14 protein-coding genes are annotated in these 18947 nt (G+C 71.0%); 7 read left to right on the top strand and 7 right to left on the bottom strand.

Translation table 11 applies throughout. The annotated features are described in order from the left end of the window. Window positions 1-196: 196 nt before the first annotated feature. Window positions 197-1891, bottom strand: coding sequence for a hypothetical protein (locus FMQ63_RS02150; protein WP_011551143.1), 1695 nt, complete (start codon window positions 1889-1891; stop codon window positions 197-199). 90 nt (window positions 1892-1981) lie between these two features. Further along, the gene (locus FMQ63_RS02145; protein ID WP_011551144.1) at window positions 1982-3328 is read right to left on the bottom strand and encodes a bifunctional glycosyltransferase/class I SAM-dependent methyltransferase; all 1347 of its coding nucleotides are present in this window, start codon (window positions 3326-3328) and stop codon (window positions 1982-1984) included. Window positions 3329-3533: 205 nt separating this feature from the next. Here FMQ63_RS02145 and FMQ63_RS02140 point away from each other — a divergent pair, with 205 nt between their 5' ends. Genes FMQ63_RS02140 through FMQ63_RS02120 form a run of 5 tightly spaced genes read left to right on the top strand, consistent with a single transcriptional unit; the run spans window position 3534 to window position 10674 of the window. Then, a complete protein-coding gene (locus tag FMQ63_RS02140) occupies window positions 3534-5726 on the top strand; it encodes a polysaccharide biosynthesis tyrosine autokinase (protein ID WP_020478169.1) in 2193 nt (730 codons plus the stop codon). Next, a complete protein-coding gene (locus tag FMQ63_RS02135) occupies window positions 5723-6973 on the top strand; it encodes a glycosyltransferase (RefSeq protein WP_011551147.1) in 1251 nt (416 codons plus the stop codon). The genes FMQ63_RS02140 and FMQ63_RS02135 overlap by 4 nt, the downstream gene beginning before the upstream one ends. After that, window positions 6970-8106 (top strand): glycosyltransferase family 4 protein, encoded by a 1137-nt coding sequence (locus FMQ63_RS02130; RefSeq protein ID WP_011551148.1) that lies wholly within the window; start codon window positions 6970-6972, stop codon window positions 8104-8106. Before FMQ63_RS02135 ends, FMQ63_RS02130 begins: the two co-directional genes overlap by 4 nt. Continuing rightward, window positions 8103-9563 (top strand): hypothetical protein, encoded by a 1461-nt coding sequence (locus FMQ63_RS02125; protein ID WP_011551149.1) that lies wholly within the window; start codon window positions 8103-8105, stop codon window positions 9561-9563. Before FMQ63_RS02130 ends, FMQ63_RS02125 begins: the two co-directional genes overlap by 4 nt. After that, window positions 9532-10674, top strand: a complete 1143-nt coding sequence (locus FMQ63_RS02120; protein WP_020478170.1) for a glycosyltransferase family 4 protein — start codon at window positions 9532-9534, stop codon at window positions 10672-10674. The genes FMQ63_RS02125 and FMQ63_RS02120 overlap by 32 nt, the downstream gene beginning before the upstream one ends. Window positions 10675-10687: 13 nt before the next feature. Here the strand turns inward: FMQ63_RS02120 and FMQ63_RS02115 are convergent, their stop codons facing one another. The 5 genes from FMQ63_RS02115 to FMQ63_RS02095 form a co-directional block, all read right to left on the bottom strand. Then, window positions 10688-11839 (bottom strand): glycosyltransferase family 4 protein, encoded by a 1152-nt coding sequence (locus FMQ63_RS02115; RefSeq protein ID WP_011551151.1) that lies wholly within the window; start codon window positions 11837-11839, stop codon window positions 10688-10690. A 21-nt stretch (window positions 11840-11860) separates the two neighbouring features. After that, complete coding sequence (locus FMQ63_RS02110) at window positions 11861-13096, bottom strand: glycosyltransferase family 4 protein (RefSeq protein WP_011551152.1); 1236 nt, start codon at window positions 13094-13096, stop codon at window positions 11861-11863. Window positions 13097-13259: 163 nt separating this feature from the next. Continuing rightward, window positions 13260-14438 (bottom strand): glycosyltransferase, encoded by a 1179-nt coding sequence (locus tag FMQ63_RS02105; RefSeq protein WP_011551153.1) that lies wholly within the window; start codon window positions 14436-14438, stop codon window positions 13260-13262. Next, entirely contained in the window at window positions 14435-15583 is a 1149-nt protein-coding gene (locus FMQ63_RS02100; protein ID WP_011551154.1) for a glycosyltransferase family 4 protein, read from the bottom strand. Before FMQ63_RS02100 ends, FMQ63_RS02105 begins: the two co-directional genes overlap by 4 nt. Before the next feature lie 9 nt (window positions 15584-15592). Further along, window positions 15593-16261: a bifunctional 2-polyprenyl-6-hydroxyphenol methylase/3-demethylubiquinol 3-O-methyltransferase UbiG gene (locus FMQ63_RS02095; RefSeq protein ID WP_011551155.1), complete on the bottom strand. Its 669-nt coding sequence runs from the start codon at window positions 16259-16261 to the stop codon at window positions 15593-15595. A 194-nt stretch (window positions 16262-16455) separates the two neighbouring features. Here FMQ63_RS02095 and FMQ63_RS02090 point away from each other — a divergent pair, with 194 nt between their 5' ends. Both FMQ63_RS02090 and FMQ63_RS02085 read left to right on the top strand, forming a co-directional pair. Continuing rightward, on the top strand, window positions 16456-17976 hold the full coding sequence (locus tag FMQ63_RS02090; RefSeq protein ID WP_011551156.1) for an oligosaccharide flippase family protein: 1521 nt from the start codon (window positions 16456-16458) through the stop codon (window positions 17974-17976). 20 nt (window positions 17977-17996) lie between these two features. Beyond that, window positions 17997-18947: a glycosyltransferase family 2 protein gene (locus FMQ63_RS02085; RefSeq protein ID WP_011551157.1), complete on the top strand. Its 951-nt coding sequence runs from the start codon at window positions 17997-17999 to the stop codon at window positions 18945-18947.

Raw genomic sequence — 18947 nt, 5'->3', positions numbered from 1 at the left:
TCTCGCGGTGCAGCCATGTCAATGCATCCAGCCGCTTGGCCAGGGCCCTGGGTAAAGCCTGACACGGAGTCACACGACACGGATTGCGGACCTCGCAAAACTTGCGAGTCAGCGACAAAGTGGGACGGACCGTGAGGCTCATCCCAGAGGGCGAGACGGGTGGATGCTCCGTGACAGTCTCACGGAGCGTCGTGTTTCAGCCGCGCCCGCGAGGCCAGAACGTCACGTCGCGTTCCGGGGCGTTCAACCAGACGGACTTGAGGAAACGCACGGCGTTGCGGTCCGCGGTGTCATGCCGGCTGGTGAAGACATGCGCCGTACCCAGCAGCAGCAGCACCGCCAGGGATGCCCCCAGCGCGGGCGCCGCGGGCCACGTCTGGCCGGGCTTCCGCGCCAGGCTGACGAAGACCCAGGCGGCGGTGCCCAGCAGCAGCCCCGCCAGCACCCCACCCGTCAGTCCCGCCGGCAGCCCCAGGAAGGTCAGCACGCCGGGCGGGAAGTAGCCCGCACGCAGCAGCGGCAGCGCCAGGGCGCCCACCGCGTTGGAGACGTCATCGGGGATGTAGTTGATGAAGGTGGCCACGCCGGTGGTGACGATGGACACCGCGCACAGGAGCGCGGCCACGCCCAGGGCCCACGCGCCCTGGCCGGCCGCGCGCAGGCGCTCCAGGAAGAGGCCGGCGGGCAGCAGGAGGAAGGGCACCAGGCCGGTGAGGTGACGCGGCCCCGTCGTCCAGCCCCACGAGTCGTAGGAGAACGACGAGGTGAAGTACGTGTAGCCCAGGAGCAGGGCCAGGCTCAGCCACGCCAGCGCGCGGGCTTCCGGCGACTGGCTCCGGCGGCGCCACACGAGCACCAGCCCCGGCAGCGCCAGCAGGAGGAAGGGCGCCAGGGTGAACAGGCCCCGCAGCGGGGAGAAGAAGGACAGGGCGAAGGCGCGCGGGTCCGGCGTGCGGATGCCCAGGAAGCCGCCCAGGTGCCAGGGCTGGTAGCCCGCGTCGTTGAGGTACTTGTAGCCGCTCGTCAGCGGGTGGCCGAACGTCACCTGGTGGTAGGCCATCAGCGCCACCAGGAAGGGCAGGGCGCCCAGCGTGGCCAGCCCCGCGGCCCGGCCCAGGCGCGCCCAGCGAACACGCACAGGCGCGTCCTGGAAGGCGATGGTGAGCACCGCGTACAGCACCAGGCCGAGCGCGCCCAGCGCGCCGGTGTACTCGGCGGCCACGGTGGCGCCCGCGAAGGCGCCCGCCAGGACGTAGCCCCGCTCGCGCCATTCGCCACGCGCGCAGCGCCACAGCGCGTAGAAGCTGGCGAAGAGCAGCACCGCCGTCGTCTGGTGGCTCATGAAGAGCAGCGAGTAGCTGAAGGCCAGCGAGCCCAGCCCGTACGTCACTGTGAGCGCGTCCGCGACGAGCGGCTCCAGGGACGCGCGCAGGTAGCGGCGCACCAGCCACAGCAGGCCCAGCGTGGGCAGCACGGTGAGCAGCAGGCGCGAGAAGAAGACCAGGGGCACTTCGGGCACGGCATGCCGGTGGCCGCCGCCCACCGCGCGCAGCGCGGCGTAGAGGGGCACGGCGGCGAACGACAGCAGCGGCGCCTTGCTGGGGTAGTACTTCCCGTCCTTCACGGACAGGTCACCGACCTTGCCGTAGTCGTTCAGCGCCTGGTTGATGTGCAGGGTGCCGTACTCCACCAGCGCGCGCGTCTGCCACAGCCGGCACAGCTCGTTGGGCGAGCGCAGGCCTGGGTGGTACGGGAACAGCAACACGTACAGCGCCGCCAGGGCGGCCCATACGGCGCGCGGCGCGCCTCGGGACGGCAGGGCCTGGCGCTCGGGAGTGGGGGCCGTGGTGGGCTCCGGGGGCGCGTCGGCGGGCAAGGGCGTGGAGTTCATGGCGGCGGGGCCCTGCTCTCGGGCGAGGCCGCCTGGGAAGGCGGCTGCGATTCAATGGACAGCCGGGGTGTCACGCGTGGCGGCGGTGCCTCACGCATCGCCCCCGGTGGCGCGGGCCACGGCGAAGAGGCTCATGCCCACCGGCAGCTTCACGTGCGACTCCGCCCGCGCAATCAGGGGCGCCAGCGTGTCGTAGAGCTTGAGCTGGAGCTTGGGGACCGAGCGGCGGCGCAGCAGGCGGCTGTTGACGAACCATCCCGGCAGGCCGGCCAGGTTCATCCACTCCAGGGTCTCCACCTGGAAGCCGTTCTCCTCCAGCACCGCACGCAGCGTGGAGGGCGTGTAGCGGCGGTAGTGGCCCACGGCCTCGTCGATGGCGCCGAAGAGCTGCTGGAGCGCGGGCACCAGGATGACCACCCGGCCTCCGGGCGCCAGAATCTGCTTGAAGCGCCGGACGGCGGACGCGTCATCCGGGATGTGCTCCAGCACGTTGGAGAGGACGATGGTGTCCAGCCGCTCCGTCTTGAGCGATTCCCAGTCCGCCAGGGCCACGTCGGACAGGTACGGCCGGATGTGCGGCTTGCCGCGGAAGAGGTTCTTCAGGCGGTCCACGTAGAAGCGGTCCACCTCCAGCGCGATGAGCAGCTCCAGGCCCGACTCCAGCTCGCGGGTAATCGTGCCGATGCCGGCGCCAATCTCCAGCACCCGGCGGCCCAGGTGCTCGCGGAAGCGGCGGCCCAGCCACTGGTTGTAGTGGACGGCCCCGTCCATGCGCTCCAGCGTGGTGTAGCCCTCATGCTGGTTGTCCGCGTCGTCGCGCACCGTCGCGTAGCGGACCAGCGTCTTGAGCCGGGACAGGTGCGCCGCGGGCGTCCGGCGAGGCACTGCGCCAGGAGGCAGCGTCACCTCGGTGAGGCGGAACAACTGCGCGGCCAGCTTCACCACCAGCTCCGCGTCCACCGCGTCGTCGTCGCTGGTGAGCGTGACGGAGCGCAGCGCCTCGGTGCGGAAGGCGCGCAGACCGGTGAGCGGGTCCGTCAGCGGCACGTCGGTGACGAAGCGGGTGACGTGGCCCAGGGCCCGGTCCGCCAGCAGCTCCGGCGCCAGCCCCTGCGCCGTGCGCAGGCCGAAGACAGCGTCCGCGGTGTCCGCCTGGATGGGGCGAACCAGCGCGTCATAGACGTCCTGCGAATACGAGGTGTCCGGATCCTGCAGCACCGTCACCGCGCCCGACACCTTCTCCAGCGCGGCGCGGATGGCCGCGCCCTTGCCACCCGGTGCCGTGAGGACGTGCACGTTGGGCGACGAGGCGGCGTCGACGGAGCCCTCTCCAGCGAGGACGACCTCCGCGCCAGGAGGCAACGCGTGGGCGAAGCGGGAAGCGGCAGCCGCGGTCTCGGGCGTGAAGGGGAGGACGAAGGAAAGCGGTGGCGTCACGCCGGGCTGACTAGCACAGGCGGCTCGGCCATGCGCGCCAGCGTCCGCGATGAAGCGTGGATGGAGGGCATCCAGGCGACCGCGGAAGGATGGACAACCCCGCGGGGACACGGCACGCTCGTCGCGGTCCCCAAGCGTGTGGGTGTAGGTCGGCGGAGTGCCGCCAGGCCGTGGAGTCGCTCTGGAGACGGCAGGGAGACGTGACGTGGATGGAACCGGTTTCGACCCGGCCGGCGGCGCCGGTGGCCTGACGCCCGCGGGCCTCATGCAGTATGTGCGCGCGGTGTGGCGCCGCAAGTGGGTCGTCCTTGGCGTGGCGGTGGTGGTGGCGGCGCTCACGGCCGCCCACACGCTGCGCCAGCCCAAGGTGTACTCGGCCAGTGCCTCGCTCATCATCGACGTGATGGCGCCTCGCTTCCTGGATGGGGAAGTGAAGGAGGTGATGGGCGAGGAGCGCAGCAACTACTGGTTCAACAAGGAGTACTACGCCACCCAGAGTCAAATCATCACCTCGCGCGCGGTGGCGGGCCGGGTGGTGGACAAGCTGGGCCTGTCCACGGACGCGGACTTCCTGGGCATGGCGCACATCACCGACGAGAAGACGCGCCTGCAGGCGATGCAGGGCGCGGACGCGGTGGCGCTGGTCCAGTCGCGCATCCGGGTGATTCCCGCGAGGGACTCGCGGGTGATGAACATCGCGGTGGATGACTTCGACGCCAGGCGCGCCGCGCTGCTGGCCAACGAGGTGGCCGCCGCGTACATGGCGGAGAACCTGGCCCTCAAGCTCCGGACGACGGAGGACGCGCGCGACTGGTTGGAGATTCGTCTGGCCGAGCTGGAGTCGCAGTCCAAGACGAGCGAGCTGGCCGTCTACGACTTCAAGAAGGACGCGGACATGCTGTCCACGTCGCTCGAGTCGAGGATGAGCATCGTCAGTGAGCGCATCAACAGCTTCAACCTGAAGCTGACCGAGGTGCGCATCCAGATTGCCGCTCAGCAGGCGCGGGTGGAGGCCATCCACCGGCTGCGCAAGGCATCTCCGGAGGATGAGACGTGGGCGGAGGCGCTGTCGGGCGCCTCGGACGGACCCATCCAGGACCTGCGGCGCAGCTACACCGAGCTGCGCATGACGTGCGCGGAGCTGGGCGAGCGCTACCTGTCCGAGCACCCGAAGCTCCTGGAGTGCAACCGCAAGCTGTCGGTGGTGCGCGAGGACTTCCTCAAGAGCCTGAGCAACGTGGTGCGCAGCGCGGAGACGTCGCTGGCGGAGTCGGTGGCGCAGGAGAAGAACCTGGTGCGCCTGCTGGACGCGGAGAAGTCGGAGGCCTTCCTGGTGAACAAGAAGGCCATCGAGTTCGACCGGCTCAAGCGCGACTCGGACAACAACCAGCGCCTCTACGAGCTGGTGGCCAGGCGCCTGAAGGACATCGAGCTGTCAGGCATGCTGCGCACCAGCAACGTGCGCGTGCTGGACCCGGCGCGGCCCATCCTGGTGCCGGTGAAGCCTCACGTGCGCCGCAACCTGGCGGTGGGGCTGGTGATGGGGCTGCTGGCGGGCCTGGGCGTGGTGCTGCTGCTGGAGCTCCTGGAGAACAGCGTGGCCACGCAGGCGGACGTGGAGGAGCGGCTGGGGCTGGCCTTCCTGGGCGTGATGCCGCGGCTGGACGGCAGCAAGGCGCCGCGCGAGCGGGACCTGCACGTCCACCGCGAACCCAAGTCGACAGCGGCGGAGTGCTGCCGCGCCATTCGCACCAACCTGCTGTTCATGTCGCCGGACAATCCGTTCAAGACGCTGGTGGTGACGTCCAGCGGGCCGCAGGAAGGCAAGTCCACCACCTGCATCAACCTGGGCGTGGCCATGGCCCAGAGCGGCAACCGGGTGCTGCTGCTGGACACGGACATGCGCCGGCCGCGCCTGCACCGCGCCTTCGGAGTGCCCAACGAGCTGGGCATCTCCTCGCTGGTGGTGGGTGAGGGCACGCTGGACGCGGCGGTGAAGAGCACCGAGGTGCCCGGCCTCTTCGTGCTGCCGTGCGGACCGCTGCCGCCCAATCCGGCGGAGCTGCTGCACACCCAGGCCTTCACGGACCTGCTGAAGGCCGCCTCCGAGCGCTTCGACCGCGTCATCCTGGACAGCCCGCCCATCAACGCGGTGGCGGACGCGGCGGTGCTGGCCACGAAGTGCGACGGCGTGGTGCTGGTGCTGAAGGCGGCCAAGACGAACCGCGAGTCGGCGCGGCGTGCGCTGCGCTCGCTGGCGGACGTGCAGGCGCGCATGTACGGCGCCATCCTCAACGACGTGGACCTGTCGGCGCCGCGCTACGGTGATTCGTATCTGGGCTACCAGGGCTACGGGCAGTACGCGGAAGACTCCAAGGATGGGGTGGCGCAGTCGTGAACGCGCCATCAGCGGGCGCGGGTCTGCGGGTGCTGCACCTGGGCAAGTTCTATCCTCCCGCGTCGGGCGGCATGGAGGCCCACGTGCAGACGCTGGCGCGCGCCCAGGCGGCGCTCGGCGCGCAGGTGGAGGTGCTGTGCGCCAACCATGCCGCGGACGGCGCGGGCACCAGCCACGAGTTCCAGGGCCGCAGCCCCACGTGTGAGACGTGGGACGGACCGGTGCGCGTGACGCGCCTGGGCCGGCTGGCCTCCGTCGCGCGCATGGACGCGATGCCGGACCTGCCGCGCATGCTGGGACGCGCGTTGTCGCGGGGCGTGGACATCGTGCACCTGCACACGCCCAACCCGACCTGGGTGCTGGCCCTGGACGTGGTGCGCCGGCTGCCTCCTGTCTTCATCACCCACCACAGTGACGTCATCCGGCAGAGGGTGGCGGGCGCGCTCTTCAAGCCCTTCGAGGCGCTGCTCTACGCGCGGGCACGGCGGGTGCTGGCCACCAGCGAGGCCTATGTCTCAGGCTCACCGCTGCTGCGCGCCTTTCGCGGCAAGGTGCGGGCGCTGCCGCTGGGGCTCGACCTGGCGCCGTACCTCCATCCCTGCGCCGCCGCGCGTGAGGCGGAGGCCCACTGGCGGGCACAGGCCGCGGGCGCGCCGCTGTGGCTCATGGTGGGGCGGCTCGTCTACTACAAGGGCCTGTTCACCGCGCTACAGGCCCTGCGCCGGGTGCCGGGGCGGCTGGTGGTGGTGGGGCAGGGGCCGCTGGAGGCGGAGGCTCGACGCCGGGCGCGCGCGCTGGGCGTCGCGGACCGGGTGACGTGGGCGGGCTATCTGCCTCCGGACTCGCTGGTCGGTGCGCTGCATGCGGCCACCGCGCTCTGGTTCTGTGGCAATGCCCGCAGCGAGGCGTATGGGCTGTCGCAGGTGGAGGCCATGGCCAGCGGTCTGCCCGTGCTGAACACGGCGATTCCGCACTCGGGCGTCGCGTGGGTGAGTCTGCATGAGCAGACGGGGCTGACGGTGCCGGTCGGCGACGCGGAGGCCCTGGCGGCGGCGGCGCGGCGACTCCTGGAGGAGCCCGGGTTGGCGCAGAGGCTGGGGCGCGAGGCTCGGGAGCGGGCCGTGGCGGAGTTCCGGCATGACGTCATGGCCTGGCGCAGCCTGTCCCTGTACTCGGAGGCGCTGGGGCGGCCCGCGCCGGTGATGGCGCCCGACGTGGCGCTGCTGCGCTTGACGGGGAGCGTATGAGCCATCCCCTTCGCGTGCTGCACATCTCCAGCGGCAACCTCTACGGTGGCATCGAGACGCTGCTGCACACGATGGCGCGCGAGCGGAACCTTCGCCCGTCGCTGTCACATGCCTTCGCGCTCTGCTTCGAGGGCCGGCTGGCTCGGGAGCTGCGCGACGCGGGCGTGGAGGTGCATGTGCTGGGGCCCGCGAAGACAGGCCGGCCCTGGTCCGTGTGGCGCGCGCGGAGCGTCCTGCGCGAGCTGCTGCGCGGCGGGCGCTACGACGTCGTCATCTGCCACGCCATCTGGCCTCAGGCGCTGTTCGGGCCCGTGGTGCGCACGGCTGGCGTTCCCCTGGCCTTCTTCCAGCATGACGCACTGACGGGCCAGCATTGGCTGGAGCGGTGGGCGCGTGTCACGCCGCCCGACCTGGTGCTGACCAACAGCCGCTTCGCCGCGGGCACGCTGGTGTCCGTCTATCCCCAGGTGCCTTGGCGTGTGACGCACTGTCCGCTGCCCATGCCACCGCCGGCGCTGGGGGCGTCCGAGCGCGCGCGCCTGCGCACGGAGCTGGGGGCCTCCGAAGGGGACGCCGTCATCTTCCACGCCAGCCGGATGCAGGAGGGGAAGGGCCAGCGCTTGTTGCTGGAGGCGCTGGGCCGGCTGCGAGCGGTGCCGGGCTGGTGCGTCTGGTTCGCTGGCGGCGCTCAGCGTCCGGACGAGGAAGCCTATCAGGAGGGGCTGCGGGCGCAGGCGAAGCACCTGGGGATCGAGGGGCGGCTGCGACTCCTGGGGCAACGCTCGGACGTGCCGCGGCTGCTGCGCGCCGCGGACATCCACTGCCAGCCCAACTCGAGGCCGGAGGCGTTCGGTCTCGTCTTCGTGGAGGCGCTCCAGGCGGGTCTGCCCGTGGTGACCACGCCGATGGGGGGCGCGCTGGAAATCGTGGATGCCTCCTGCGGGGTGTTTGTCCGCCCGGAGCCGGAGTCACTGGCCCTGGCCCTGGGACGGCTCATCGAGGACCCCCAGACGCGTGCCCGGCTGGGCGCGGCGGGGCCCGCGCGTGCCGCGGCGCTGTGCGATGCGGGAGGCTTCCTTCGCGGCATGGAGGAGGCGCTGCGCGCGCTGTCCGAGCAGGAGGTGCCGGTGTGAGGGCGCCCCAGCTTCAGGGCCCCGGCGTGCTGAATCGCCGGTTCGTGCGCCGCGCACCGGGGGCCGCGCTGGAGGCGGTTCCGGAGGGGGCCTCGCCCACCGCGCCCGTCGCTCGCGGTGCGCGCATGGGCGGCGGCCTGCTGGCGTCGAGCCGCCTGGTGCCGCTCTTCGTCTGTCTGCTCATCTGCTGTCAGCTCGCGCTGCTGGTGGAAGCCATCGCGCCGCTCCGCGTGGCGGTGCGCGTGCTGGCCTTCGGCGTCAGTCTGCTGCTGCTGGCGCTGGTGCGGGGACGGAGTCTGAAGCACCCGGCGCTTCCCTTCATCCTGGCCGCGCTGGGCATCACCGCGCTCCAGCTCTTCAATCCTGGCACCGGTGCCCCGTTGGCGGCGCTGGCGCAGTTGGGCATCCAGCTTGCCATCGCCGCGCCACTGCTGTGGGTGACCCGGCTGGCCATCGACCCGAAGACGTTCCGTCGCACGCTCGCGCTGCTCTTCTTCTTCAACACGGCCAGCGCGGGCGTGGGCGTGCTGCAGGTCTACTTCCCCGGACGCTTCCAGCCCGCGCTGTCAGCCGCGGTGCAGGGCCAGGGCGAAGGTTATGTGAGCAGCCTCAAGTTCGAGACCTCGGACGGCGTGCGCGTGTTCCGGCCCATGGGCCTGACGGACATTCCGGGCGGCGCGTCCACTGGCGGCTTCTATGCGGTGCTGCTGGGCGGCGGGTTCCTGCTGTCATCCCGTCGCGGGCTGACGCGCGTGTTGAGCGTGGGCGGCATTCTGGTGGGGCTCTTCGGTATCTACCTGTCGCAGGTGCGCGCCACCGCCGTCATGCTGGTGGTGTGTCTGGTGGCCCTGGCGGCGGTGCTCCTGGTGAGTGGCCGCGTGGGACGGTTCCTGGCCCTGCTGGCGGTGATGGGCACCGCGGGGGTGGCCACCTTCGGTTGGGCCGTGGCGGTGGGCGGCGACGCGGTGATGAGTCGCTGGTCCACGCTCTTCGCGGCCAGCCCCGACGAGGTGTACCACCGCAACCGCGGCTACTTCCTGACGGGGACCTTCGCGGACGTGCTGCCTGAGTATCCGCTGGGCGCGGGCCTGGGCCGCTACGGCATGACGAATGCCTACTTCGGCGACAACAGCGACCGCGAGCGCCCGCCGTTGTGGGCGGAAATCCAGTGGACCGCCTGGGTCTACGACGGCGGCATCCTGGGCGTGCTGTTCTACCCGCTGGGCGTGCTGATGTCGTTGCTGTGGGCCTTTCAGGTCGCGCGCAGCCGTGACGGTCCGCAGGACGAGTTCTGGCTGTGGGGCAGCGTCCTCTTCGCGTACAACCTGGGCGCCTTCGCGCTCACCTTCAGCTATCCGTTCTTCATGAGCCAGACGGGCATGGAGTTCTGGTTGCTCAACGCGGCGCTCTTCGGCGCCCTGGCCCATGCGAAGACCGTACACCCTCATCGCCGGTGACTTCGTGGACACCGGAGGCATGGACCGGGCCAACCTGGCGCTGGCGCTCTGGCTGGCGAAGCAGGGGTACCCCGTCCGGTTGGTGGCACACCGCGTGGCGGAGGTCCTCCTGCGCCATCCCAAGGTGCGCTTCGTGCGAGTGCCCAAGCCCGCCAATGCGTATCTGCTCGGCGAACCGCTGCTGAGCGCGGTGGGCCGGGCCTGGGCGCTGCGTACCCGCGCCGAGGGAGGCCGCGTGGTGGCCAATGGTGGCAACTGCCCGGTGGCGTCCGCCAACTGGGTCCACTACGTCCACGGCGCCTATACCTCCGAGCCCAGCGGCGGCGTGCTGCGCCAACTCAAGGGCCGCGTGAGCCACCGGTACTACGTGCGTTCGGAGCGGCAGGCCCTGCGGCGCGCGCGCGTCATCATCGCCAACTCGGAGCGCACGCGGGATGATGTGGTGGCTGCCACGGGCGTTCCTGCGTCCCGGGTGCGCGTCATCTATCTCGGTGGAGATGCGGAGCGCTTTCGCCCGGTAACAGCCGAGGCGCGCCGTGAGGTCCGCGCGTCCCTGGGGTGGCCGGAGTCTCGGCCCGTGGCGCTCTTCGTGGGCGCGTTGGGCGACCGCCGCAAGGGCTTCGACACCCTCTTCCAGGCGTGGCTGCGGCTGTGTGCACGTGCGGATTGGGGCGTGGACCTCAAGGTCGTGGGCTCCGGCGCGCAGCGGGATGCGTGGGAGCGCGAAGCCGCGGACAGAGGCGTGGGTGAGCGCATCCAATTCCTCGGCTTCCGTGACGACGTGGCGCGCTTGCTGTCGGCGGCGGACGTGCTGGTGTCGCCCACGCGGTATGACGCATATGGGCTGAACGTCCACGAGGCGCTGTGTACCGGGCTGCCTGCGTTGGTGAGCCGCTCGGCGGGCGTGGCGGAGCGCTACCCGGAGGCGCTGTCGGGCCTGCTGCTGGACGCGCCGGATGACGTGGACGCGTTGGTGCGGCGCCTGGAAGATTGGCGCCAGCACGCCGCGGCCTGGGCGCCTCATGTGGCCGCGCTGTCGGAGACGCTCCGGGCGCAGACATGGGACACCATGGCCGAGGCCATCGTGGACACGGTGGAGCGAGAGGGCTGAGGCGCCTGTTTCGTCAGCCGCGCTGCTCCAGGACTTCGGTGAAGAAGTCCAGGTGTGCCTTCGCCACCACCGGCCACGAGAAGCGGGTGACGGCGCGCTCTCGGCCCCGTGTGGCCAGTTCTTCTCTGCGCTGGGGACTCTCCAACAGGTTGGCGATCGCCTGCGTCCAGGCGGACACAGACGCCTCCGGCAGCACGATGCCCGCGTCGCCCATGGTGCGCGGGACTTCGCCCGAGTCACTGCCGAGCACGGGCACGCCACACGCGAAGCCCTCCGCCAACATGCGGCCGAACTGCTCCCGCCATTGGCGCGTCGTCTGACTGGGGGCGCACAGCATGTCCATGGCGTTGAGCGCACGTGGCACGCCTGCGTGGGGCACGCCGGTGAGGACTCGCACCGAGTGGGTGTGCCGGGCCGCCCAGTCACGCAACGCACCTTCCATCGGGCCTCCGCCCACGAAGAGCGCGCGCCACGGAGTGTCGAGCGCGTCGAGCGCATCCATCAGCAGGGGCACGCCCTTCTCCGGGACGAAGCGGCCGAGAAACCCCACCACGGGTGGGCCTGATGTCTCCCACCCGAGCTCGCGCCGCAAGGACTCGCCCGCGGCGCGATCCGGTTGGAACAGGTCCGCGTCCACGCCCATGGGAATGGCGCGCGCGGGACGCTCCGCATAGCCGGGACGGGTGAGGAGGTTGTCCCTCACGGTTTCACCCCAGGCCACCCAGCCGGAAGCGCGCTGGACGACGAAGCGCTCCGCCTGGGCGAAGGGCGGCGGGTAACGCTTGGACAGGTTCTGCGCGGTGCTGAAGACGAGCGGGACGTGACGCGGTGTGAGCAATGCCAGCTCCAGGCCGGCCAGCACATAGGGCTCTTCCCACACGTGCACCAGGTCCGCGCCGCGAGCGAGGTGAGCATGCACCTCCGGACCGTAAAGGAAGGTGTGGAGCGAGCGACTGAAGAAGGCGCGCACGCCTTCCGTCCTGGCGGGCTCGTCCGCTTCGAGTTGCAGGGCGAGCGGGCTCAGGTCGCCGTGGAAGAAGCGGGGTGCCACCGTGGTGACATCCCATGCGCCCGCGCCCACGCGCATCATCTCGTTGGCGAGGCGCCGGTTGAGGCCGACGACATAGGAGTGGGAGAGGGTGATGAGCCGGCGTGACTGCTTCAAGGGATGAGGGCTCCACTACTTTCAAATGGGGGGACTGCTCCGCACGAGCGTGCGGTAAAGGGTGAGCACCTCGCTCGCGTAGCGTTCGCGCGAGAAGCTCGCCGCCGCGGTGAGTCGCGCGGCCGTGCCCAGCCGGGCTCGCAGGGCTGCATCCTCCAACAGCGTTCGCAGCGCCTGGACCAACGCGTGCACATTGCCCGGAGGTATCAGCAGCGCGTCCGTGCCATTCGTGAGTGCCTCCGCCGCACCGCTCGCGTTGGAGACGATGGCGGGCCGCCCGCAGGCGAGCGCCTCCGCGATGGTGAGGCCGAAGGGCTCCCGGCGGGTGCTGGCGTGAACGAAGACGTCCAGGGCCCGGTACACGGAGGCCGGGTGGGGCTGGAAGGGCACCAGGCCCACGCGCTCCGCCAGGCCGCGTGAGGCGATGAGCCGGCGCAGTTCATCCTCGGAGAACTGCGAACCGGGCGTCTGATACAGCGGCGCGCCCACCAGGTAGAAACGCACGGGCAGGGCGGGGTACAGGCGCGTCAGCGTCGCCGCGGCTTCGAGGAAGACGTCCTGGCCTTTCCATCGGGCATAGGTGGCCACCAGTCCCACGCGGAGCGTGCCCTCTGGGGCTTCGGGCAGACCGGCCAGACGGTCCAGTTGCGCGCCGTCCGCGGGGCCGGGGGAGAAGTGCGTGGTGTCCACGCCGTTGTAGACGACGTGCACGGGCACTCGGAACAGCACCTGGCGCGTGTCGTCGCCCACCGCCCGCGAGTTGGCGATGGCCGCCGATGCCAGGGGCGACAGCAGCCTCAGCGCGCGGCGGACCAGAGGCCGTTCGCCCAGGAAGTCGTGAATGTGCCAGACCCGCTTCAAGGGCAGGCCCGCGGTGGCGGCGCTGAGCAGGTGCGTCTTGATGCCGTTGGAATGCACCAGGTCGGGGCTGATGTCGGCGACGTCCCGGCGGAGCGCGCGTCCATGGTCCACCAGCAGTCCGGATGTGGGCGCCAGCCGACGGGCGAAGCGCAGCGCTTCCAGCGGACCGTGGCCTCGCAATGCGGAGTCGCCCAGCGTGGACAGGTGCTCTGGCAATGGCAGCAGCCGAGCATCCACGCCCAACGCGCGCGCTTCGTCGAGCAGCGGCCCCGCCGTTCCGGCCAGCAGGTGGAGCGACAGCGCTGAGTCCTGCTGCTTCAGGCACGCCATCAAATCGAGGAGCGCGCGCTCGGCTCCACCAAGGATGCCCACGGGATTGAGGAAGAGGATGCGCACGGCGGACGGACCGAAGCAAACACCTCTCCTCGGGTCAAGGCACGTTGCTGGGGCTTGAGGCACTGGCAACGCCGCCGCGCACGGTGTTCGCGCGATGACCATGGGCATGTGCGTATCGCCAAGGGCGAGCGGAACGCTCCGGGTCGGGTGGAGCCTGCCGACCTCACGGCGTGGAGGCACCGAGCAGCCGCAGGTAGGCGTCCAGCACCGTCCGCGCATGCGCGGACCAGGTGAAGCGCGAGGCGCGGGTCAGCCGTGCCTCGCGCGAGGGCTGTGTGTCATGGCCGGCGAGCAGCGCGGTCACGGACTCCACCCACGCCGGCACGTCCCCCACGGGGCAGTAGGTGCAGGCTTCTGCTCCGACCTCCCGAAGCACGGGCAGGTCGCTGGCCACCACGGGAGCACCACAGGCCAGCGCCTCGATGACGGGGAGTCCAAAGCCCTCCGCCTCGCTCGTCACCAGCACGGCCGTCGCGCGCCGGTAGAGGCCCGCCAGCGTGGCACGTTCCTGCCGAGGCGGCTGAAGCAACGCATCGCCAATACCCAACGCCTCCACCTGCGCGCGCTGTGTGCCGTTCAGCGCGCCGCCCTGCTGCACCAACCGAAGCTCCGGGTAGCGCGCGCGAAGCGCGGCGAACACGGCGAAGAGCACGTCCAGGCGTTTGCGAGGAATCGCGCTGCCGACGTGGAGCAGGTAGGGCCGGCCCCCCAGCGGTGCGAGCACGGCTTCGCTGGCATCGGGCGCTCCGGGTGTGGGGACCGGGCGGTATTCGGGGGACACGCCATACGGCGCCCAGACGAGCCGCGACTCCGGCACCAGGCCATGCGCGAGCAGCTCCATGCGCACCGCCTGGGTGCTGTGGAACACGATGGCCGCGCGCTCCAGTCCCGCGAGCTGGGCACGGGCCATGGCGCGGAACCACGCTGGACGCGGCTCGCGCCGAGGCTCCAGCACGGAGCGGAACGCATCCAGGTCATGGCAATAGACACCGGTGCGCGACGCGGGCAACGCGTGGACGAGCTGCGCGTAGGTGTGGTCCACCACATGGAAGGCGTCGTGCCGCCCCCGGGCGAGCAGCGCGCGGCCCGGGTAGAGACCGAAGCGGGTGAGGAGCCGGTCCGCGTTGAACGCCGCGTTGCGCGCGCCTGCTCGGGGAAGTCGTCGCAGCACCGCGGGCATGTCTGGCCGCACGGCCGTCGCGTGGACCTCGGAGGGATGCGCGGCAAGTCCCGCCAGGAGGGCCTCGCCCACCAGGTCCATGCTGGGCCAGCCCTCCTCGCGCGGGTCCATCAGCAGCGCCAGCCGGGCCGCGGTCTGGGGTGTCGCGTGGCGGGGCGTCATGTCGGGCCGACGCGCAGCAGCGCTTCCACCGTGCGCTCCAGCGCGAAGTGCTCGCGGTAGATTCGGGCCGCGTGCTGGCCTAGCTCCCGCCGCGTGTCCGCGCTCGACAGCAAGGCCTCCGCGCGCTCCACCAACGCAGCGGGCGCCGTGCCTTCGGCCAATGCGGCGGCGCCGTGTTCGCGCCACACCGGTTCCGTGAGGTGCCCGGTGTTCGTGACGACAGGAAGCCCCAGGGCCAGGCCCGCCATGACCGTGGTGCGTCTTGTGCTCACGCCGTCCGGATAGGGCTGCAGGAGCACGTCACACGTCGTCAGATGCACCGCGATGTCGTCCAGCGCGAGCGAGTCCCTGGCCACGAGCCGGCCTCGCAGCTCGGGGTGGCGCGTCTCCACGCCTTCGACGAAGGCGCGGCTGCCTCTGCCCAGCATCAACGCCCGGCGCGTTCCCTCACCGCGCAGCAACGGCACCAGCGCGGCCTCCAGGGGCTCAGCGGTGAGGCGTCCGAAGGTGCCGAAGTGTCCCAGCCAGGGCCCCTCACCCAACTCCGCGCGGAGCGCGTCCACGGCGGCACGGGAGACATCGACGGGCAGATTGCTGGGAACCGGCAGCCAGGCCGCGTGGGGCCGGACGCGAGCGGGCAGGTGCTCCGCCCACTGGGGAATGGAGACGAACACGCGGTTGGCGGCGCTCGCCACCAGGCGCACCATCAGCCGCGTGGTGCCCGCCAGGATGTGGTGGCGCCAGGGGCCGCGCGGGCTCCACGGATGCACCGCCTCGTGGATGTAGACCCAGCGCGCGTCGTGCCGCCGCGCGGCGAACCAGGCGCAGAAGGGGACGTTCATCGCCCTCAGCCCCAGGGCATGGGGGACGTACTGGAGCAGCAGGCGCCGGGGCCCTGGGCACGCATCCAGCCCGCGCGACAGGCCGGGCAGTCCCCTGGGCGTCAGGAGGTCGGGGGCACGGTGCACGGTGACGCCGTCCTCGTCGCGTACACCGCCTTCACCAGGAGCCCAGACATGGACCTCCTGTCCGGCACGGGCGAGCGCGCGGCTCAGTTGCCGGGTGTAGTCACCGACGCCGCCGGGCTGCGGCGGGTACTCGCCGGTGAGGACATGCCAGGCAGGAGCGGTGCGCGAAGGAGGCATGGCGCGGCGTCAGGACACTTCCATGTCGCGGATGGCGAGGAGCTGGAAGGCGTGACGGGGCCAGCGCGTGGCGAAGGGCTCGGTGAGGATGGACAGGCGGCTGCCCAGCCGGAAGGGCCGGATGCGCGGCAGGGCGTAGTCACCGCGCAGGGGCTTCCAGCCGCTCATGCCGGTGACGTGGTAGCCGCGCAGCTCGAAGTCGTAGACCTCCCAGCCGGAGCGGTGCACCTGGTGGACGTTGTTGTCCCACTCGTCCTGGGGGAGGAAGCCATTGGGCGTGAAGATGATGACGCGCTTGCGCGCCAGCGACTCCATCATCTCCAGCAGCCGGAATCCGCCTGGCTTGTCGAAGTGCTCGATGACGTCCAGCGCGACGACGGCGTCGAAGCTCTTCGGACCGAAGCGCTGGCCCGCTTCCATCAGGTCCATGCAGTGGTACTCGCGGTGGATGCCCGCGGCCCGGCTGCGCTCGATGCTGGTGGGGTGGCCATCCACGCCCACCGTGTGTGGGAGCAGGTTCGAGAAGCTGTGGAGCGGCGAGCGCGAGCCACAGCCGATGTCCAGCACGCTGTCGCAGGTGCCGACCAGCGCCTCCTTCAGCGTGCGGTGGAGCACCTCGTGCTCGCCCACGAGGACTTCGCGCTTCAGGAACTGGAAGATGTTTCCACCGGGACGCATGTGGGCGGACCGTAGCCCCGGCGCTTCGGGAAGGGCAACCCTGGCGCGGTGTCCAGGCAGGCGAGCGGGGCATCCCGCCGTGCGGGGAACGCGCGTTGCTTGTAGGCCCTGCGCGCTGTCGCTAGCATTTCCGTTCCCGCGCGTTCCCGCGCGCTGGCCCTCCCCAGGACACCCGGAGCGGGCCGCTCCGCACCATGAACGCGACCCCAGCGCCCGAAGCCACCGCCGTCGAAGTCAAGGCGCGTGCCCTGAAGGGCATGTTCGTCCTGGCGGCGCGGACCGTGGCGTCCCAGGGGCTGCGCGTGGTGAGCGCGCTGTTCCTCTCCCGGCTGCTCTTCCCGTCAGATTACGGCCTGTTCGGAATCGTGTCCTACGCGGCCTCCCTGGGCGTGTTCCTGGGTGACCTGGGCCTGAGCGCGGCGCTGGTCCGCCAGCCGCACGAGCCCACGCGGGATGAGACGTTCACCATCTTCTGGTGCCACCAGGCGCTCACCGCCGTCGTGGTGGCCTCCGTCTGTCTGCTGGCCCCCCAGTTGACGCGCGGCTATGCGCTGGGCGACGGCGCGGTGCCCATGGTGTGGGCGCTGGCGCTGGGCCTGTTCTTGTCCTCGCTGCGCGTGATTCCGTTGATGGCGCTGGAGCGCCAGCTCGCCTTCCCCGTCATCGCCCGCGCCGAGTTGATTGAAAACGTGGTGCAGGTCATCACCACCATCTCCCTGGCGGCGCTGGGCTTCGGAGCCTGGGCGCTGGCGCTGGGCGGCCTGGTGCGCGGCGGGGTGGGGCTGGTGTGCATCTGGTGGGCGTCCCCCTGGCGTCCCCAGGGGCGCTTCCGCGTGGACGTGTTGCGGCGGCTCCTGGGCTTCGGGCTGGCGTTCCAGCTTCCGCCCCTGGTGGCGGCGATGGTGGCGGGCTGGGTGCCGCTGGTGGTGGGGCACGTGTTGGGCAAGGAGGCGGTGGGGCTGGTCAACTGGGCCTGGGCGCTGGCCTCCACGCCGATGATGCTGAGCGTGGTGCTCAACCGCGTGGCCTTCCCCGCCTACTGCCGGTTGCAGGATGACCCGGAGGGCTTCGCCGAGTACCTGCGCACGTCGCTGCGCCGGCTGGCCTCGGTGTTGCTGCTCGCCATTCCCCTGGCGGTGCTGGCCGTCCCCGTGGCGGTGCCCCTCTTCTTCGGCACGCGGTGGCTGCCCGCGGTGGTGCTGGTGCAGTGGTTCAGCATGGAGTGCATCCTCACCACCCTGGTGGGGCTGCTGGCCACGGCGCAGAACGCGGGCGGCAGGCCCTGGGAGCGGCTGGCCGTCGTCGTGTGCGTGGGTGCGGCGAAGTGGGGGCTGGGGACGTGGGCCATCCAACGCTTCGGCCTGGAGGGCATGGGCCCCGCGGGCGTGGTGGTGGGACTGGCCGAGGTGTGGGTGACGGCGTGGCTGGTGGAGCGGCTCAACCCGTCGATGCGAGGGCTGACGCGGCAGGTGGTGGAGCCCTTCGTCACCCTGGGGCTGGTGCTGCTGGGGGCGTGTCTGGCGGCGCTGCGGCTGGTGGAGGAGGGTGTGGTGGCGCAGGCGCTGGTGGGCGCGGTGCTGTTCGCCATCCTGGTGTGGGCCCGTGAGCGGCTGCCGGGAACGCTGCCACTCCTGGGCGAGCTGAGGCAGATTCTCGAATTCATCCGGGCACGGAGGGCCGCGAGGCCAACTCCGGCGAGTCCGGCGTCGACGTGAGCAGACACGCGGAGGTCCCGATGAAGAAGCCCGACCTGGTCATCTCCATCGTCAATCACAGCAATCCGGAGTTGCTGCACGACTGTCTGCGCACGCTGTACGCGACGACGCGCGACAGCTCCTTCGAGGTCTGGATTGTCGACAACGCCACGGGCGGTCGCGGCGTGGACGCCATGCGGCGCGACTTTCCCCAGGTGCGCTGGCTCTTCAACACGGAGCGCAAGGGCTTCTCCGCCAACCACAACCAGGTGTTGCGCCAGGCCCGGGGCCGTCACTTCTGTATCTTCAATGACGACACCATCGTCCACGAGGGCGCCTTCGACGCGCTGGTGCGCTTCATGGATGACAACCCGCGCGTGGGCATGGCGGGCGCGCGGCTGTTGAACGCGGACGGCACCATCCAGAACTGCACCTTCCGGCCCATGTCGCTGGCCGGGCAGCTCTTCGACATCGTCTTCCTGCCGCGTCCCCTCCACTTCCTCAAGGCGATGGCCATCGACCCGGCGCAGTACGGCCACGACGAGGCCCGCGTGAGCTGGGTGCTGGGCGCCTGCATCGTGGTGCGCGAGGAGGCGCTCGCGGAGGTGGGCCTGCTCGACGAGCAGATGTCCCCGCTGGGCAACACCGAGGACACCGACTGGTGCGTGCGGGCCTGGAAGGCGGGCTGGGAGGTGGCCTTCTGCCCGGAGGCGGTGATTACGCACCTGACCAGCCGCTCGTTCCGTCCGTCCGACACCGGGGCGGACAAGGTGCGCATCGAGCTGTGGCGCACGCGCCTGGCGTACTTCCGAAAGCACCACGGCCGGCTGCACGAGACGGCCATGCGGGCCATCCTGGTGGGGACGTTGCCGTACAACTCGGCGGTGCTGACGCAGACGCTGCTGCGCGGGCGCATGAGCCTGCCGGAGTACCGCAAGCAACTGGCCACCTTCCTGGGCATCTCCCAGATGGGCCTGCGCGCCCGCGTGTGA

It is taken from the genome of Myxococcus sp. CA005 (assembly GCF_006518205.1).
Taxonomy (GTDB): Bacteria; Myxococcota; Myxococcia; order Myxococcales; family Myxococcaceae; genus Myxococcus; species Myxococcus xanthus.
Note: the sequence above shows the minus strand (reverse complement) of the source record. Positions and strands in the feature narration are given on the sequence as shown.